The sequence below is a fragment of the Pseudomonas sp. MS646 genome, assembly GCF_036693845.1.
Lineage (GTDB): Bacteria > Pseudomonadota > Gammaproteobacteria > Pseudomonadales > Pseudomonadaceae > Aquipseudomonas > Aquipseudomonas chlororaphis_E.
This window is the reverse complement of sequence record NZ_CP144763.1, coordinates 1,958,394-1,974,642: the sequence shown is the minus strand read 5'-3', so window position 1 is coordinate 1,974,642 and position 16,249 is coordinate 1,958,394. Positions and strand designations below refer to the sequence as shown.

Sequence of the window (16,249 nt, the reverse complement as noted above, 5' to 3'; positions counted from 1 at the left end):
GTCTAGGTCAATGTGCGCCGCAGCCTGGAATAGCAGGCATTTTGCGGCGGCATACATTAGCAGGGTTTGCCGGGTTAGCGGCTACTCACATGCTGTTCCAGCAGGATCCGATTGGAGAGCGACACCAGTTCGCCCTCGTCGGTCAGCAATGTGGTTTTCACCGTGCCGATCTCTTCGATCTGACCTTCGACCTCGCCAACACGCACCTGTTGCCCAACCTCATACAATTCACGCACATAGATTCCCGCGAGAATCTGGCCGGCGATTTCCCGGCTTCCCAACCCCATGGCCAGCGCAACGGCCAGACCAACGGTAATCAAAACGATCACGATCACGTGGTTGAGCAGGTCTGTCTTGACCTCCAACTGGCTGATCGCAACCGAGATACTGATGATGATCACCAGGCCCTGGGCGATTCGCCCAACGCCGGCGGCGTAGTCCAGCCCCACGCCTTCGGCGGCGCCACGCACCAGCCCGTTGGCCAGTTGGGCCAACAGGACACCCACCAGCAGCACCAGCGCGGCGCCGAATACTTTCGGCAAATACAGCGCAAGCATGTCCAGCGTAGCTGAAACTCGCTCAAGGCCAAGGGATTCAGCCGCCGAAACCAGGAAAATGAGCAATACGAACCAATAGACGATCTTGCCGACCAGGGTCGAAATGGGCACCTGGATGCCGCCTCGCGACAGCAACTTGGTCAGGCCGGTGCCGCCCATCAGGCGATCGAGGCCCAGTTTGGCGAGCAGTTTGGAGAGCAGCGTGTCCAGCAATTTGGCCACGACGAAACCGAGCAACAGCACCACCAGGGCGCCGAAGAGGTTCGGGATGAAGTTGGCCACCTTGGTCCACAACGCGGTCATTGCCGTGACGAGGCTCTGGGTCCAGAGATCAAGTTCCATATTCAATCAGCCTTATCAGCGGTGCGAGTAACAGGTTTACGGCGGGAAACCGGCGCGACATGGGCCGACCCGTTGTTCAAGGCGATCATCAGCGCGGGCAGCCAACGGCCCAGCAGGCTGAACAGATCACTGGCGCCGACCTGGCGGTTGGCGGTTTTCAGTACACGTCCCAGGCATGCGTCGTCGTCCCGGCTGGACGGCGAAGCCTTGAGCATGTCGCGCAAAGACTGTTCAAACGGATCGTGCATACGCACCTCTCGTGATGTCTGTGGAAGACGCGATCAGATTTCGTCGGGTCACATGAAGCCTCATCACACCCAGCGCAGACGCCGGAACAGCCACCACTGTCCCAGCGCCACACAGACCATCAGCAAGCACGCGACCAGGAAACCGTAGGGGCTCGCCGAGAACGGGATACCGCCCACGTTGATGCCCAACAGGCCGGTCAGGAAACTCATCGGCAGGAAAATCCCGGTGATGATGCCGAAGCGGTACATAGTGCGGTTCATGCGCACCGACAGGCGCCGGTCTTCGGCCTCCAGCACAAGCCCCACGCGCTCGCGAGTCAATTCCAGCTCCTCGAGGTAACGGGTCAGGCTGTTGTTCAATTCGTTCCAGTAATCGCCATCGTCTTCGACGAACCACGGCAGTTTCAGCCGGGTCATCTGGGCGAAAATGTCCCGCTGCGGCGCCAGGAACCGCTTCAACCCGGCCGCCCTTCGACGGATGTGCAAAATGGCGTCGTGCTCGGGGGTGTACCGTTCGTCGGTATCGAGTTTTTCTTCCTCGCCATCGACGATTTCCGAGAGACAGGTGACCAGGTCCTGCACCTTGTTGGTGAGGTACTGGGCCATATAAAGGATGAGTTCCGACGCGGTCTTCGGCCCCTTGCCCTCGGCCAGTTGCGCCAACAGCTCATCGGTGGCCCGCAGCGGTCGCAAACGCAGGGAGATCACACGCTGGGCAGCGGCGAAGATCCGCACCGAGACCATGTCTTCCGGCTCGGCCCCCGGGTTCAGGTTGATCCCCCGCAGGAACAGCAGCAGCTCGGCGTTAGGCAGGGGCAGCAGGCGCGGACGGGTGTTCTCTTCCAGCAGCAGGTCGCAGTTGAATTCGCTCAGGCCGCTGGATTTGCGCAACCAGGTGTGAGTTTGCGGATGACTGCGATCCCAGTGCAGCCACAGGCTTTCGTGGGCCTGCAACTGCAATTCGTCGAGGTCGGTCCGGGCAATGGAACGCGCGCCGCCCTTACCGTCCAACACCAGGGCATGCACCAGCCCCCATTGCGCGTTTTCTTCCTCGAACATCCTCATCCCTTATGGCTGTAGCGCTTCATTCAGGCATTTTCAACGGGCTTGGCGAGACGATCACGCCGTTGTTGTCCGCGTACACATACTCGCCCGGACGGAACGTCACGCCGGCAAAGGTCACCGCTACGTTGAGGTCGCCGATGCCGCGCTTGTCGGTTTTCATCGGATGACTGGCCAGGGCCTGGACGCCGAGGTCGGTCTGGGCGATGACGTCGACGTCGCGGATGCACCCGTAGATCACCAGCCCTTCCCAGCCACTCTTCGCGGCTTTTTCCGCCAGCATGTCACCCAGCAAGGCCCGACGCAGAGAGCCGCCACCGTCCACCACCAGCACCTTGCCGGCGCCCGGTTGCTCGACTTGCTCCTTGACCAGCGAGTTGTCTTCGAAGCACTTGATGGTCACGATTTCGCCGCCGAAGGAATCGCGGCCGCCGAAATTGCTGAACATCGGCTCCAGCACCTGAACCAGGTCCGGGTAGGCATCGCACAGGTCGGGCGTGAGGTAATGGTTCATCGAACAACTCCTGTAAGGCTGGAACGTCAGACTGAATGAGCAACCGTTTGTGACCGAAACCGCTTCAAGCGTCATATCTTAGCCGCAAGCCGACCAGAGCGAAATGCTCTTGTCAGGGCCTTCGCCTCAAACCGCCTCGGCCAGACTGGGTTGTTCTGCCATCAACGGTGCACAGGGGTTTTCCAGCCAGCGCGCCACCAACGGCCAGACATCCGTGTGCGCGGCCTTGCTGACCAGCATCTCGACATGCCCGAAATCTTCACTGAACCCCTGTGCCCGGCCCAGGCAGACAAACTGCTTGTGCTCGGAGCCGATCTGTTCGAAGAGCTTGCGGCAGGCCCAGGTCGGGCCCTGGTGATCGCCTGCGGCACTTACCGCCAGCACCGGCACCTGGACATCGGCCAAACCGGCCCACCAGTTCTTCTCGGCATCGCCGAAGCGCCCGAACAGGCCATACCAGCGCATGCTTTCCAGGGCCAGGCCGATGGGCTCGTCCTCCGGACCACGCTTGAGCCGTGAGCCGGACAGTTGAGCAAAGCGCTTGAGAATGAAACGCCCGCTCCATTCCACCGGCGGGATCTTCAGCGGCCAGTAGGTGCGGCTGACCTGGGTGCCGAAAAACGCCGCCGACGCCACGGCCGGCTCGCCCAGGTAATGGCCGCCCAGCGCCGCCGCCAGGGTGATGCCGCCCAGGGAGTGGCCGATCCAGTGCGGCACTTGCCCACTTTGCTCGCGCACGAAAGCACCGATGGCGGGCAGGTCGTAGCGGGCGTAATCGGCTACACGGTTGTTGCGGTAGTCCTGGTTGCGCTGGGACAGCCCATGGCCGCGCATCTCCGGAATCCAGACATCGAAACCCAGGCGCGTCAGGTACGCCCCCAGGCCGAGACCCTTGGGGGAATACCAGAAGCGGCGGTTGGAGAAGCTGCCGTGCAACAGGATCACGGGAACGCCGCGGGTCTGGCCGGCGTCGGCCATGCCCAGGCGGGTGACGGCCAGTTCGACGCTGTAGTCCGGGCTGTTGCCGGGCTTGAGGCGATAGACGTCTTCGCTCAGATCACCGCGTCGCTCGGCGCTGATCAGGGCGACAGGAAAAAGGTTGCTGCTGCTTTGCATAATGCTCTTGCACAAAAAAAGACAACTGTGGGAGCGAGCTTGCTCGCGATGGCGGTGGATCAGCAAAATAATCTTGGCTGACACTCCGCTATCGCGAGCAAGCTCGCTCCCACAAAGGTTACCCGGCTTACATCACCGGTGAGGCCCCTTCACTCAATCAGACCGCGCCCTGCCCCTCGGCCAGGAAGAACCAGGTTTCCAGCACGGAGTCGGGGTTCAACGAAACGCTTTCGATGCCCTGTTCCATCAGCCACTTGGCCAGGTCCGGGTGGTCCGAAGGGCCCTGGCCGCAGATGCCGATGTACTTGCCGGCCTTGTTGCAGGCGGCGATGGCATTGGCCAGCAGCTTCTTGACCGCCGGGTTCCGCTCGTCGAACAGGTGCGCAATGATCCCCGAGTCGCGGTCCAGGCCCAGGGTCAACTGGGTCAGGTCGTTGGAGCCGATGGAGAAACCGTCGAAGAACTCGAGGAATTCTTCCGCCAGGATGGCGTTGGACGGCAGTTCGCACATCATGATCACGCGCAGGCCGTTGTCGCCACGGGCCAGGCCGTTCTCGGCCAGCAGGTCGACCACCTGGCTCGCTTCACCGAGGGTACGCACGAACGGCACCATGATCTCGACGTTGGTCAGGCCCATCTCGTTGCGCACACGCTTGAGGGCGCGGCACTCGAGCTCGAAGCAATCACGGAACGATTCGCTGATGTAGCGCGAAGCGCCTCGGAAGCCCAGCATCGGGTTTTCTTCTTCCGGCTCGTAGAGCTTGCCGCCGATCAGGTTCGCGTATTCGTTGGACTTGAAGTCCGACAGGCGCACGATGACCTTTTTCGGGTAGAACGCCGCTGCCAGGGTGCTGATGCCTTCTACCAGTTTCTCGACGTAGAAACCGACCGGATCGTCGTAGCCGGCGATGCGCTTGTCGACGCTGTCCTTGATCTCGGGCGGCAGGCCGTCGTAGTTCAGCAGCGCCTTGGGGTGCACGCCGATCATGCGGTTGATGATGAACTCCAGGCGGGCCAGGCCCACGCCGGCGTTCGGCAACTGCGCGAAGTCGAAGGCGCGGTCCGGGTTGCCGACGTTCATCATGATCTTGAACGGCAGCTCCGGCATGGCGTCCACGGAGTTTTTCTTGATGTCGAAGCCCAGCTCGCCTTCGAAGATGTAGCCGGTATCGCCCTCGGCGCAGGACACGGTCACGCCCTGGCCGTCCTTGAGCAGTTGGGTCGCGTTACCGCAACCGACCACGGCCGGGATCCCCAGCTCACGGGCGATGATCGCCGCGTGGCAGGTGCGCCCGCCGCGGTTGGTGACGATGGCGCTGGCGCGCTTCATCACCGGTTCCCAGTCCGGGTCGGTCATGTCGGACACCAGGACGTCGCCGGCCTGAACCTTGTCCATCTCCGAGACGTCGTTGATGATCCGCACCTTGCCGGCGCCGATACGCTGGCCGATGGCGCGGCCTTCCACCAGCACGGTGCCGGTTTCCTTGAGCAGGTAGCGCTCCATGACGTTGGCCTGGGTGCGGCTCTTCACGGTTTCCGGACGGGCCTGCACGATGTACAGCTTGCCGTCGTCACCGTCCTTGGCCCATTCGATGTCCATCGGGCACTTGTAGTGCTTCTCGATGATCATCGCCTGCTTGGCCAGCTCGCTGACTTCGGCGTCGGTCAGGCAGAAACGCGCGCGCTCGGCCTTGTCCACGTCGACGGTCTTGACCGAACGACCGGCCTTGGCTTCGTCACCGTAGATCATCTTGATGGCCTTGCTGCCCAGGTTGCGGCGCAGGATGGCCGGGCGGCCGGCAGTCAGCGTGCCTTTGTGGACGTAGAACTCGTCCGGGTTGACCGCGCCTTGTACGACGGTTTCACCCAGGCCGTAGGCGCCGGTGATGAACACCACGTCACGGAAGCCCGACTCGGTGTCGAGGGTGAACATCACGCCGGCGGTGCCGGTTTCGGAACGGACCATGCGCTGCACACCCGCGGACAGGGCGACCAGCTTGTGGTCGAAGCCCTGGTGCACGCGGTAGGAAATGGCACGGTCGTTGAAGAGGGAGGCGAAGACTTCCTTGGCGGCGCGGATGACGTTTTCCACGCCACGGATGTTCAGGAAGGTTTCCTGCTGGCCGGCAAAGGACGCGTCCGGCAGGTCTTCGGCGGTGGCCGAGGAACGTACGGCGACCGCGATGTCGGGATTGCCTTCGGACAGCTTGGCGAAAGCGGTGCGGATCTCGCTGTTCAGTTGCTCGGGGAACTCGGCTTCCATGATCCACTGGCGGATCTGGGCGCCGGTCTTGGCCAGGGCATTGACGTCATCGACGTCCAGGGCATCGAGCGCATCGTGGATCTGCTTGTTCAGGCCGCTCAGTTCCAGGAAATCACGATAAGCCTGAGCGGTCGTGGCGAAGCCACCTGGCACCGATACGCCGGCACCGGCGAGGTTACTGATCATCTCGCCCAGGGATGCGTTCTTGCCCCCCACATGCTCCACATCATGGACGCCGAGCTTATCGAGGGAAACTACGTACTCTACCAAGGTGATCTCTCCACTAACTGTGTTGGAAAAGCTCAAGGCACCGACGGCTCCAGGGGAGCGATTGCCGGCGATATGGCCTGGACCTGGAAAATAAGTGAGAATGCGGGCCACTGGCGGCCGGCAAATCGCGCCTATCATATCCAAGAATCGTCACTAGCTCACTAGGGCCCAAGGCGCAAATGAAACGATCTGCTTTCTTTATCTCCGACGGCACCGGCATCACGGCCGAAACCTTAGGTCAAAGCCTGTTGGCGCAATTCGAAAACATTACCTTCACCAAGCTGACACGTCCGTACATCGACAGCGTCGACAAAGCGCGGGCCATGGTACAGCAAATCAATAAAGCCGCCGAAACCGACGGTTTCCGCCCGATCATCTTCGACACCATCGTCAATCAGGACATCCGTGAGATTCTCGCAACGTCCAATGGTTTCATGATCGACATCTTTTCGACCTTCCTGGCGCCCCTGGAGCAGGAACTGAGCGAACACTCCTCCTACTCGGTCGGCAAGTCCCATTCCATCGGGCACAACTCCAACTACATGGAGCGGATCGAGGCGGTCAACTTCGCGCTGGACAACGATGACGGCGCCCGCACGCATTATTACGACAAGGCCGACCTGATCCTAGTGGGCGTGTCGCGTTGTGGTAAGACGCCGACGTGCCTGTACATGGCGATGCAGTTCGGCATCCGCGCGGCCAACTACCCGCTGACCGAAGAGGACATGGAGCGCCTGCAACTGCCCAGCGCCCTGCGCGCCCACCAGCACAAGCTGTTCGGCCTGACCATCGACCCGGACCGCCTCACCGCGATCCGCAACGAGCGCAAGCCCAACAGCCGCTATTCGAGCTATGCCCAGTGCGAGTTCGAGGTGCGCGAAGTGGAAAATCTGTTCCGGCGGGAAAATATTCCGCACATCAATTCCACGCATTTTTCCGTGGAAGAGATATCGGCGAAGATCCTGGTGGAGAAAGGGGTGGAGCGGCGGTTCAAGTGATGTAGAGGCCTGGCACCAAAACCTGTGGGAGCGAGCTTGCTCGCGATAGCGGTGTGTCAGCCGCATGAATGTTGCCTGACACTTCCCAATCGCGAGCAAGCTCGCTCCCACATGGGTTCTGGTATGACTGCAGGATTGTATTCCCCTGCTTTCCTCCTGTGGAAAGCAGCTCCCACAGGTTCTACCTCAATGAACCCCAGCCCCCTGTTCTTCCATTTTCTTGCGCAGGCTCAACGGGCGCATGTCGGTCCAGACTTCTTCGATGTAGGCCAGGCATTCCTTCTTGAAGCCGCTCTTGCCGACGGTACGCCAGCCTTCGGGAACGGCCTTGTAGTCCGGCCAGATCGAATACTGCTCTTCGTGGTTGACCACGACCTGAAAGACGATGTCCTCGCGGTCGAATACTGAAGTCATGGGTGTCTCTCCATCTTTGCTCGAGGTTCACTGCGGCGCATGCGCAGCCAGGGTATGAAAGGAACGTTTGGGGCCGGATGAAAATTAGGCGTCGCTGACGGCCGCGCTCAAGGCGCGCCCGAAAATGTCGGCGATCCGGTCGATGTCGGCCGCGGTGACGATCAGCGGTGGCAGGAATCGCACCACGCCGCCCTGGCGTCCGCCCAGTTCCAGGATCAGCCCGCGCTTGAGGCACTCGCGCTGCACCCGTGGCGCCAGGCGGCCATCCACCGGCGGATGGCCCTGGGCGTCCGGCGTGCCGTGGGGGTCAACCAGCTCGACGCCAAGCATCAAGCCACGACCGCGGATATCACCCAATTGCGCAAAGTCGCGCTGCAGAATGCGCAGGTGCTCGCTCAGGCGCTCACCCATGGCGGCCGCGTGGGCCGGCAGGTCATGCTCCACCAGATAGCGCATGACCGCCGAGCCGGCGGCCATCGCCATTTGGTTACCCCGGAACGTCCCGGCGTGGGCGCCCGGCAACCAGGTGTCGAGCCAGTCGCGGTAGACCACCACCGCCAGCGGCAGGCTGCCGCCGATGGCCTTGGACAGCACCACCACGTCCGGGATGATCCCGGCATGCTCGAACGCGAACATTTTGCCGGTCCGACCGAAGCCGCTCTGGATTTCATCGACGATCAGCGCCACGCCGGCCTGCTCGGTGATCCGCCGCAAGCCGCGCAGCCAGTCGAGGTCGGCCGGTATGACCCCGCCCTCGCCTTGCACCACTTCGACGATCACCGCCGCCGGCAATTGCACCCCGGCCTCGGGGTCGTTCAACAGGTTGTGCAAGTAATGCAGGTTGGCCTTCACGCCTTGCGCGCCGCCCAGCCCGAACGGGCAACGGTAATCGTAGGGGAACGGCATGAACTGCACGCCATTGCTGAGCAAGGCACCCAGGGGTCGCTTCGGCCCCAGGCTGCCCATCAGGCTCAGCGCGCCCTGGCTCATGCCGTGGTAACCGCCCTGGAACGACAGCACGGTGCTGCGTCCGGTGGCGGTGCGCACCAGTTTGAGGGCGGCCTCCACCGCGTCGGTGCCGGTGGGGCCGCAGAACTGGATCTTCGCCTCGGCCGCCAGCGCCGCCGGCAGCAGGCCGAACAGGTCCTGGACGAAGCGGTCCTTGACCGGCGTGGTCAGGTCCAGGGTGTGCAGGGGCAATTCATCCGCCAGCACCTGCTGGATCGCCTCGATCACCACCGGATGGTTGTGCCCCAGCGCCAGCGTGCCGGCGCCGGCCAGGCAATCGATGAACGTACGCCCCTCGACGTCTTCGACATGCAAGCCGCGGGCACGCTTGAGGGCCAGGGGCAGGCGCCGGGGATAGCTGCGGGCATTGGACTCCTGGCGGTTCTGGCGGGCCAGCAGCGGCGACTCATTGAATTGATAGAGTGTCTCGGCCGGCTCCGGGCTGAGCCGGGCCGGTGGTGCTTCGATAAGGCTGTTGGCGACTGGCATCTCTCGACCTCGCTGTGCACACATGTGCAGGTTTCCTGATGTGGAAACGCACCAGCGAGGCCGGGATTTAGCCTGTGGAGAAAAAGCTCGTCCCAGGTATGGGGGTCAGCCCGGCAACGACTGCACCGGCACCGTCAACTCGACTCGCAACCCGTCCGTCCGGCTGTCGAAATGCAGGCCGCAGCCGCAACGCTGGACGATGGCCTGGACAATCGCCAGGCCCAACCCGCAGCCCGTGCTCTGGCCGTTGCGCCAGAAGCGTTGGGTCAGGTGCTGGATGTCGTCGGCGGCGATGCCCGGCCCATGGTCGCGCACCTGGAAGCGAACCCGCTGGCCGACCATTTCCAGGTTCAACTGCACCTCGGTATCGCCGGGGGTGTGGCGCAAGGCGTTATCCAGCAGGTTGCGCACGGCGGCGATGGAGAGCACCGCCGGCATCTGCACCGGCGCTTCGGACACCCCTGGGGTCAGTTGCAGCTTGATCCGCCGGGAATCATGGCTGGCCGCGTCCTGGATCGCCAACCGCGCGACCTGCTCGGCATTGCACTGCACGCCATCGTCGAACGACAGGCTACCCTCCACCCGCGCCAACAGCAGCAACTGCTCCAGGGTTCGATGCAGGCGGTCGGCGCCCTCCTCGGCCCGGGCCAGCGACTGGTCGCGAGCGGCGCCTTCGGTCATGCGCGCGACCTGCAGGTGGGTCTTGATGGCCGTCAACGGGCTGCGCAGTTCGTGGGCGGCATCGCCAGTCAGCCGCCGCTCGCGCTCGAGGGTCTTGCCAATGCGCTGGAATAACTGATTCTGGGTCTCCAGCAGTGGCCGCAGCTCGCTGGGCAGCGGATGGATCTGCAGCGGCTCCAGGGAATCGGCGTTGCGCCGCATCAGCGCGTCGCGCATGCGATTGAGCGGCGCCAGGCCCTGGCCGATACCCAGCCACAACAGGCACAGGCAGCCGAGCAGCGCCACGCCCACCGGCACCGAGGCCGCCAGGAGGATCGACATGTTCAGGGCCTCGCGCTCGATCTGGCGGTCGGCGGTGGTGATACGCACGTCACCTCGGGCCAGGGTGAAGCTGCGCCAGGGCGCGCCGTCGATCATCTGGTCATGGAAACCCATTTTCTCCGCTTCCAGGGCCTGCTCCGGGGTGCCATGGCTGCGCGCCAGGATTTCCCCCCGCAAGGAACTGACCTGGCAGGCCATGCCCCCGGGGATGCTCAACTGCTCGGCGCTGAAGTGCGTGCCGTCGCCCTTGCTGGGCAACGGTGGCAACTGCTCCAGCAGGCCGGCGACCATCCGCGCCGACGCCACCAGGCGCTGGTCGAGGGAAAACATCATCTGGTTGCGCAGGTCGCTGAGCATCCACGCCGCCGCCAGGGCCCAGATCAGGGCGAAGGCCGCGCCGAGGGTCAGGCTCAGGCGCAATCGCAGGCTCATCACTTGGAAGACTCCCCGCCATCGGCAGGCCCCAGGCGATAACCCAACCCGCGCACGGTCTCGACGATCCCGTTGCCCAGCTTGCGCCGCAGGTGATGGATATGGACATTGAGGGCGTTGCTCTCCAGTTCGTCGTTGAAACCGTAGACGCTGTCCTTGAGTTGCTCGGTGGACAACACCCGGCCGCGACTGTGCAGCAGGGCCTGCAACAACGACTGCTCGCGCCGGGACAAGTCCACCGGCTGGCCGTCCAGCAAGGTTTCCCGGCTGCTGGGATCGTACGTCAACCGGCCGTGTTCGATCAGGTTGACGCTGCGCCCCGCCACGCGCCGCAACAGGGTGTGCAGGCGCGCCGCGAGTTCGCGCAGGTCGAAAGGCTTGAGCAGGTAGTCATCGGCGCCGGCCTGCAAGCCATCGACCCGATCGGTCACCGAGTCCCGCGCGGTGAGGATCAACACCGGGATCTCCAGGCCTTGCTGGCGCAGTTGCTTGAGCAGCTTCAGGCCGTCCTCGTCGGGCAGCCCCAGGTCCAGCACCATGACGTCGAACTCGGCCACGCCGACCATCGCCCGCGCCGCCGACGCCGTGGCAACATGCTCAACGGTCAGGCCCTGGGCCGTAAGGCCGGCGACGATGCCGCTGGCGATCAACTCATCGTCTTCGCAGACCAGTACGTGCATGGTAAGCCCCGTGGAAAAAGGTACATTAGGCCGCCGGCCGATTAAGCCGACATTATGCGACGAGTCCGCCCGATTTGGGCGATCATTGCGGCCGAGGCCCGGTTGTCGCCGGGTTAATCGACGGTTAATCGCCGGCCGCCATTGTGCATTCCACTTGCTTCGTTCTAAGGCTTTATCCATGCGTCGATTGTTTTTGTTGTGGCTGTTGCTGATTTCGGGCCTGGCCCAGGCCGCCAATCCCTTCGAGACCAAACCCGATTTCCTGCCGGTGGAAAAGGCCTTCGTGTTCACCTCCGAACGCCTGGATTCCGGCGAAACGCAGCTGTTCTGGCAGATCGCCGATGGCTACTACCTGTACCAGCAACGGCTCAAGTTCGACGGCCTGGCCGAGGCGCAGAAACCCAGGCTGCCGGAGGGTGAAGCCCACAGCGACGAGTTCTTCGGCGACCAGCAGGTCTATCGCCAGGCCTTGGAACTGAAGATCCCGGCCGGTGCCACCGGCAAGGTCAAGGTCGGCTTCCAGGGCTGCGCCGACGCGGGCCTGTGTTACCCACCCCAGACGCAAATCGTCGATCTGGGCGGCGCCGCACCTGTGGCCGCCGGCAACCAGGCGCCGGACCAGGCCCTGGCCAGCGGCCTGCAACAACGGGCATTGGGCTGGAGCCTGCTGGTGTTCTTCGGCCTAGGACTGTTGCTGGCGTTCACTCCATGCTCCCTGCCCATGCTACCGATTCTGGCGGGCCTGGTGGTGGGCAGCGGCGCCGGCCCGCGGCGCGGCCTGGCGCTGGCCGGCAGCTACGTGATCAGCATGGCCCTGGTGTACGCCGCCATGGGCGTATTGGCCGCGTTGCTGGGCGCCAACCTCCAGGCGTTGCTGCAGCAGCCGTGGCTGCTGGGCACGTTCGCGACGATCTTCGTGCTGCTGGCGCTGCCGATGTTCGGTTTCTTCGAGTTGCAGTTGCCGGCCGCCCTGCGCGACCGCTTGGAAAACGCCGGGCGCCAGCGCCGCGGTGGCAGCCTGGTGGGCGCCGGCATCCTCGGCGCACTGTCCGGCCTGTTGGTGGGGCCGTGCATGACCGCCCCGCTGGCCGGCGCGCTGTTGTACATCGCCCAGGGCGGCAATGCGCTGCACGGTGGGCTGATCCTGTTTGCCATGGGCCTGGGCATTGGCCTGCCGCTGTTACTGCTGGTGACCGTGGGCAATCGCTTCCTGCCCAAGCCCGGCGCCTGGATGAACCTGCTCAAGGGCTTGTTCGGCTTCTTGTTCCTGGGCACGGCCCTGTTGATGATTCGCCCGGTGATCGATGGCTCGCTGTGGATCGGGCTGTGGGGCGCGCTGTTGTTGATCGCCGCGTACAGTGCCTGGCGCCAGACCGAAGGTTTTGGCCGCGCCGCCTATGCCTGCGGCAGCGCCTCGTTGCTGTTCGGCCTGTGGGGCAGCGTCCTGGTGGTCGGTGCGGCGGGCGGCAGCGATGACTTCTTCCAGCCGCTCAAGGTCTACACCGCCACCGCGCCGGGCGGCTCGGTCGCCAAGGCCCATGACGCCTTCGTCACGCTCAGTGAGCCGGCGGCCCTGCAACAGCAATTGGACGAGGCCAAGGCCCAGGGCCAGTGGGTGCTGCTGGACTACTACGCCGACTGGTGCGTGTCCTGCAAGATCATGGAAAAACAGGTGTTCGGCCGCGCCGACGTGCAGGACGCCTTGAACGGCGTGCGCCTGCTGCGCCTGGACGTCACCACTGACAACGCCGCCAGCCGCGCGTTGCTGGGCCGCTACCAGGTGCCAGGGCCGCCGAGCCTGTTGTGGATCGGCGCCGACGGTGAAGAACGCCGCAGCCAGCGGATCACCGGGGAAGTCGATGCCAAGGCCTTCCTGGAACGCTGGAACGTCACCCGGGATGCCCGCTGATGCTCACGCTCACCCTCGGCACCTTTGCCATCGCCCTTAACCACCTGCTGCTGATCAGCGCCTTGGCGCTGGCGACCTTCGTGGGCTGGCGGGTCGCCAAGCGCGGTGGCGAGAACCCCGAGTCGGTGCTGTTCGTGCTGTTTTTGCTCGGCCTGCTGGCCGCGCGGGTCGGCTTTGTCGTCGCCTACTGGAACCATTACCAGGACGATGCCTGGCAAATCGTCGACCTGCGCGACGGCGGTTTCCTGGCCTGGCCGGGGGTCGTCGCGGTGTTGATCGGCGCATTGCTGTGGGCGCGGCGGCGCCCGGCCCTGCGCCGGCCGTTGGGTTTCGGCGTCGGCAGTGGCTTGCTGTTCTGGCTGGTGGCGTCCCTGTCGCTGACGATCTACGAACAGGGCACGCGGCTGCCGGACATCGACCTGCGCAGCGCCGACGGGCAGACCGTCAAGCTCGGCGACTATCAGGGCGGCCCTCTGGTGATCAACCTCTGGGCCACCTGGTGCCCGCCCTGCCGGCGTGAAATGCCGGTACTGGAAGAAGCCCAACAGCGGCGTCCGGACCTGACGTTCCTGTTCGTCAACCAGGCCGAAAGCATGCAGAGCGTGAGCACCTACCTCGCCACCCAGGGCTTGAGCCTGGACAACGTGCTGTTCGACGGCAGCGGTCGCCTCGGCCAGGCCGTGGGCTCCATGGCTCTGCCGACGACGCTGTTCTACAGCGCCGACGGTCGCCTGCTGGGCAGCCACCTGGGCGAGCTGTCGGAAGCGAGCCTGGCCCGCGCCCTGGAAAACTTTGAAGCGCCGGGTTCGCCCGTGCCGCCCCACCCTGTCACAAGGAAATCGCCATGCCCCGCCTCCGCCACCTGCTGACCCTGGGCTTTTCGGCCGCGTTGCTGCAAGCGCCACTGCTGCAGGCCGAAGAGCTGCCCGCGGCGATCAAGAAGATCGAAGCCAAGGGCGCGAAGATCATCGGTACCTTCGACGCCCCGGACGGCCTGCGCGGTTACGCGGCGCAATACCAGAACCGAGGCATGGCCCTGTACCTGACGCCGGACGGCCAGCACGTGCTGCTGGGCAACCTGTACGACGCCGACGGCAAGGACCTGAGCGTGGAACCGCTGCAAAAACTGGTGTATGCGCCGATGGCCAAGGCCATGTGGGCGAAGATGGCCGCCAGCCATTGGATCGCCGACGGTAACCCGGACGCGCCGCGCACGGTGTACCTGTTCAGCGACCCGAACTGCCCGTACTGCAACATGTTCTGGGAGCAGGCGCGGCCCTGGGTCAAGGCCGGCAAGGTGCAACTGCGCCACATCATGGTGGGGATCATCCGCGAGGACAGCCCAGGCAAAGCCGCGGCATTGCTGGCGGCCAAGGACCCGGAGAAAGCCCTGGAGACCCACGAGAAGGCCGGCAAGGGCAGCGCCCTCAAGCCCCTCAAGGACATCCCGCCGGCCATCCAGGCGAAAATGGACGCCAACCAGCAGTTGATGGACGAACTGGAACTGACCGCGACCCCGGCGATTTTCTACCTCGACGACAAAGGCGAACTGCAACAACAGCAAGGCGCGCCTTCGCCGGACAAACTGGTGAAGATCCTCGGGCCGAAGTGATGTCGACTGGGCGGGCTTGCTCGCGATAGCGGTCTGTCTGTGCCGGTGATGCTGGCCGGGCGGGCCCCTTCGCGGGCAAGCCCGCTCCCACAGGGATCTTTGTCAGGCGCAGATTATGTGAACATCCCCCATTAATGGTGGGAGCGAGCTTGCTCGCGATAGCGGTCTGTCTGTGCCGGTGATGCTGACTGGGCGGGCCCCTTCGCGGGCAAGCCCGCTCCCACAGGGATCTTTGTCAGGCGCAGATTATGTGAACATCCCCCATTAATGGTGGGAGCGAGCTTGCTCGCGATAGCGGTCTGTCTGTGCCGGTGATGCTGGCCGGGCGGGCCCCTTCGCGGGCAAGCCCGCTCCCACAGGGATATTTGCCAGGCGCAGATTGTTTGAACATCCCCCATTAATTGTGGGAGCAAGCTTGCTCGCGAAGGCCAAGGTCAGCGGCGCAGGAACTCCAGCAATACCTGCGTCACGAACTCCGGGTTTTCCAGGTTGGAGATGTGCCCCGCATCCGGGATCAGCACGTGGGGGCAGCCGATCCGCTCGGCCATCTCCAGCGCTTCGGACGGCGGGCGCGGCTTGTCCTGGTCGCCGCACATCACCAACGTGCGCCCGGCGTCCAGTTCAGTCAGGCGCGGGAGGATGTCGTCCCGGCCAAAAATGATCCGGCCCAGCGGCACGATGCTGTCGCGCAGGCGCTCGGTCGGCAGCGCCGCCAGGGTCGCACGAAACTGCTGGTACAAGGAGGACTGCGGATCGATGCCAGGGCGGAAGAAGATCGGCACGACGATGTCCAACAGCGGTTCGGGAATGCTGCCGCTGGCTTCGATCTTGTCGAACAGCGAGAAGTAGTACTGGCGGGTCGGCTCCGGCTCGACGCCCACGTAGGTGTCCATCAGTACCAGGGACTTGACCCGCGTCGGCGCCGCCAGCGCCAGCCGCGCGCCCCACATCCCGCCCACCGACAGCCCCACCAGGTCGAAGCCGTCGACCTGCAGGTGATCCATCAAGGCCAACGCCTGGCGAGCCAGGTCGTCCAGCGAGGTCATGCCTTCGGGCAGCCGCCCGGATTGGCCATGGCCCCACAGGTCCATGGCGATGACCCGGTAATGCCGGGACAACGCCTCGATCTGCGGCGCCCACATGGTGTGGTCCCACAAATAGCTGCTGCCCAGCAGCACCACCGGGCCATGGCCCTGATCCAGGTAATGAAGCGGTTGTCCGTCAACGGTTGCAAAAGGCATCGGCGACCTCCTTGTATGAATGAAAAAGGCCTGGAGAGACTGGGCCGTGCAAGGCGAGGCGTCAACCTCGGGTTGCGGCGCATCACGCACGA

At 64.1% G+C, this 16,249-nt stretch carries 15 protein-coding genes; 4 read left to right on the top strand and 11 right to left on the bottom strand.

Annotated features, from left to right (window positions below; all coding sequences use genetic code 11):
* Nucleotides 1-74 precede the first annotated feature (74 nt).
* From V3H56_RS08745 to ppsA, 6 genes are all read right to left on the bottom strand, one after another.
* On the bottom strand, nt 75-899 hold the full coding sequence (locus V3H56_RS08745) for a mechanosensitive ion channel domain-containing protein (RefSeq protein ID WP_003183617.1): 825 nt from the start codon (nt 897-899) through the stop codon (nt 75-77).
* Nucleotides 900-901: 2 nt separating this feature from the next.
* Nucleotides 902-1,147: a hypothetical protein gene (locus V3H56_RS08740; protein WP_047737446.1), complete on the bottom strand. Its 246-nt coding sequence runs from the start codon at nt 1,145-1,147 to the stop codon at nt 902-904.
* 63 nt (nt 1,148-1,210) lie between these two features.
* Nucleotides 1,211-2,206, bottom strand: coding sequence for a zinc transporter ZntB (locus V3H56_RS08735; RefSeq protein WP_047737449.1), 996 nt, complete (start codon nt 2,204-2,206; stop codon nt 1,211-1,213).
* 25 nt (nt 2,207-2,231) lie between these two features.
* On the bottom strand, nt 2,232-2,723 hold the full coding sequence (rraA, locus tag V3H56_RS08730) for a ribonuclease E activity regulator RraA (RefSeq protein ID WP_042732263.1): 492 nt from the start codon (nt 2,721-2,723) through the stop codon (nt 2,232-2,234).
* A 126-nt stretch (nt 2,724-2,849) separates the two neighbouring features.
* The gene (locus V3H56_RS08725) at nt 2,850-3,839 is read right to left on the bottom strand and encodes an alpha/beta fold hydrolase (protein WP_338474467.1); all 990 of its coding nucleotides are present in this window, start codon (nt 3,837-3,839) and stop codon (nt 2,850-2,852) included.
* A gap of 157 nt (nt 3,840-3,996) precedes the next feature.
* On the bottom strand, nt 3,997-6,372 hold the full coding sequence (gene ppsA / locus V3H56_RS08720) for a phosphoenolpyruvate synthase (protein WP_042732261.1): 2,376 nt from the start codon (nt 6,370-6,372) through the stop codon (nt 3,997-3,999).
* Between the two features lie 179 nt (nt 6,373-6,551).
* Between ppsA and V3H56_RS08715 the strand changes: the two genes are divergently transcribed.
* The gene (locus V3H56_RS08715; RefSeq protein ID WP_042732259.1) at nt 6,552-7,370 is read left to right on the top strand and encodes a pyruvate, water dikinase regulatory protein; all 819 of its coding nucleotides are present in this window, start codon (nt 6,552-6,554) and stop codon (nt 7,368-7,370) included.
* 186 nt (nt 7,371-7,556) lie between these two features.
* On the opposite strand, the gene V3H56_RS08710 is transcribed toward V3H56_RS08715, so the two are convergent.
* From V3H56_RS08710 to V3H56_RS08695, 4 genes are all read right to left on the bottom strand, one after another.
* Nucleotides 7,557-7,784, bottom strand: a complete 228-nt coding sequence (locus tag V3H56_RS08710) for an MbtH family protein (RefSeq protein WP_042731913.1) — start codon at nt 7,782-7,784, stop codon at nt 7,557-7,559.
* A gap of 84 nt (nt 7,785-7,868) precedes the next feature.
* Nucleotides 7,869-9,281, bottom strand: coding sequence for an aspartate aminotransferase family protein (locus tag V3H56_RS08705; RefSeq protein WP_123578597.1), 1,413 nt, complete (start codon nt 9,279-9,281; stop codon nt 7,869-7,871).
* Nucleotides 9,282-9,386: 105 nt separating this feature from the next.
* Entirely contained in the window at nt 9,387-10,718 is a 1,332-nt protein-coding gene (locus V3H56_RS08700) for an ATP-binding protein (RefSeq protein ID WP_338474466.1), read from the bottom strand.
* Entirely contained in the window at nt 10,715-11,395 is a 681-nt protein-coding gene (locus V3H56_RS08695; protein WP_042731910.1) for a response regulator, read from the bottom strand. Before V3H56_RS08695 ends, V3H56_RS08700 begins: the two co-directional genes overlap by 4 nt.
* Before the next feature lie 178 nt (nt 11,396-11,573).
* Here V3H56_RS08695 and dsbD point away from each other — a divergent pair, with 178 nt between their 5' ends.
* Genes dsbD through dsbG form a run of 3 tightly spaced genes read left to right on the top strand, consistent with a single transcriptional unit; the run spans nt 11,574 to nt 14,916 of the window.
* Nucleotides 11,574-13,304, top strand: coding sequence for a protein-disulfide reductase DsbD (gene dsbD / locus V3H56_RS08690; protein WP_338474465.1), 1,731 nt, complete (start codon nt 11,574-11,576; stop codon nt 13,302-13,304).
* Complete coding sequence (locus V3H56_RS08685) at nt 13,304-14,173, top strand: TlpA disulfide reductase family protein (RefSeq protein ID WP_042731908.1); 870 nt, start codon at nt 13,304-13,306, stop codon at nt 14,171-14,173. Before dsbD ends, V3H56_RS08685 begins: the two co-directional genes overlap by 1 nt.
* Nucleotides 14,149-14,916: a thiol:disulfide interchange protein DsbG gene (gene dsbG, locus V3H56_RS08680; protein WP_338474464.1), complete on the top strand. Its 768-nt coding sequence runs from the start codon at nt 14,149-14,151 to the stop codon at nt 14,914-14,916. The genes V3H56_RS08685 and dsbG overlap by 25 nt, the downstream gene beginning before the upstream one ends.
* 434 nt (nt 14,917-15,350) lie before the next feature.
* On the opposite strand, the gene V3H56_RS08675 is transcribed toward dsbG, so the two are convergent.
* Complete coding sequence (locus tag V3H56_RS08675) at nt 15,351-16,157, bottom strand: alpha/beta fold hydrolase (RefSeq protein ID WP_338474463.1); 807 nt, start codon at nt 16,155-16,157, stop codon at nt 15,351-15,353.
* Nucleotides 16,158-16,249 lie beyond the last annotated feature (92 nt).

What these genes read in the sequence shown, in the direction of transcription:
- V3H56_RS08715 (WP_042732259.1), top strand. Translation starts at nt 6,552, where the DNA reads ATGAAACGATCTGCTTTCTTTATCTCCGACGGCACCGGCATCACGGCC.
- V3H56_RS08740 (WP_047737446.1), bottom strand. Translation starts at nt 1,147, where the DNA reads ATGCACGATCCGTTTGAACAGTCTTTGCGCGACATGCTCAAGGCTTCG.
- dsbG (WP_338474464.1), top strand. Translation starts at nt 14,149, where the DNA reads ATGCCCCGCCTCCGCCACCTGCTGACCCTGGGCTTTTCGGCCGCGTTG.
- dsbD (WP_338474465.1), top strand. Translation starts at nt 11,574, where the DNA reads ATGCGTCGATTGTTTTTGTTGTGGCTGTTGCTGATTTCGGGCCTGGCC.
- V3H56_RS08695 (WP_042731910.1), bottom strand. Translation starts at nt 11,395, where the DNA reads ATGCACGTACTGGTCTGCGAAGACGATGAGTTGATCGCCAGCGGCATC.
- V3H56_RS08725 (WP_338474467.1), bottom strand. Translation starts at nt 3,839, where the DNA reads ATGCAAAGCAGCAGCAACCTTTTTCCTGTCGCCCTGATCAGCGCCGAG.
- rraA (WP_042732263.1), bottom strand. Translation starts at nt 2,723, where the DNA reads ATGAACCATTACCTCACGCCCGACCTGTGCGATGCCTACCCGGACCTG.
- V3H56_RS08745 (WP_003183617.1), bottom strand. Translation starts at nt 899, where the DNA reads ATGGAACTTGATCTCTGGACCCAGAGCCTCGTCACGGCAATGACCGCG.
- V3H56_RS08735 (WP_047737449.1), bottom strand. Translation starts at nt 2,206, where the DNA reads ATGTTCGAGGAAGAAAACGCGCAATGGGGGCTGGTGCATGCCCTGGTG.
- V3H56_RS08710 (WP_042731913.1), bottom strand. Translation starts at nt 7,784, where the DNA reads ATGACTTCAGTATTCGACCGCGAGGACATCGTCTTTCAGGTCGTGGTC.
- V3H56_RS08685 (WP_042731908.1), top strand. Translation starts at nt 13,304, where the DNA reads ATGCTCACGCTCACCCTCGGCACCTTTGCCATCGCCCTTAACCACCTG.
- V3H56_RS08705 (WP_123578597.1), bottom strand. Translation starts at nt 9,281, where the DNA reads ATGCCAGTCGCCAACAGCCTTATCGAAGCACCACCGGCCCGGCTCAGC.
- V3H56_RS08675 (WP_338474463.1), bottom strand. Translation starts at nt 16,157, where the DNA reads ATGCCTTTTGCAACCGTTGACGGACAACCGCTTCATTACCTGGATCAG.